1 protein-coding gene is annotated in these 663 nt (G+C 40.4%); it reads right to left on the bottom strand.

The genetic code is table 11. The features are described 5' to 3' along the window. The coding region (locus I6E72_RS19635; RefSeq protein WP_197113915.1) for a transposase at positions 1 to 663 on the bottom strand (663 nt) is incomplete at both ends.

Raw genomic sequence — 663 nt, 5'->3', positions numbered from 1 at the left:
GGGGATATATTAAGCCTTTCTAACAAAGGAAGGTTCATATTATCAATATGCCCACGCTTATCCTCTCGTATTATTCGCTCTGTTAGCTCAACAAGTTCAAGGTACGATTTAAGCTCAAACGGCAGCCCTTTGGGCATAATCTGACGAGGCAGACCAGCAAAACGTAGTAACTGTTTTGGTTGTTTACCTTCTGCTGCGCATGTTAAACGCTTTTGTACACTGGTATGGTCTGACTCTTCTGGTGTGTTAGCCATTTTTGCTCTAATGGGATTTAAATCGACATAGGCCATACACGCTGCAAGTGCTGCTTCATCTAGTAATGCTTGCGATTTGAATCTACCCTCCCAGAATCGTCCTGTGCAGTTATCTTCTTTATTTGCTCTACGCGCAATGTCTTCATTTAATAGCCGCATAAACCAGCTAATACTTGCTAGGCGTTCGCGGTATTGTTTAACCGTTTGGTTGAAAAAGATGAGTTCAACTTTACTTAGCTTTTCACCTTGTACATATTTTTGCGTTAACAATGTGCCTTTACAGAGTTTATGCCAGCGAATAACAATCGCTTTATCATTCAGCCTGTTTGCTTGATTATCATCTACATACAGGACTAAGTGAGTGTGATTACTCATAACAGCATAAGCACACACATCAATACAAAATACC

The organism is Pseudoalteromonas sp. NSLLW24, assembly GCF_015864725.1.
GTDB classification, from domain to species: domain Bacteria; phylum Pseudomonadota; class Gammaproteobacteria; order Enterobacterales; family Alteromonadaceae; genus Pseudoalteromonas; species Pseudoalteromonas arctica.
This window is presented reverse-complemented; position numbering and strand designations above follow the sequence as displayed.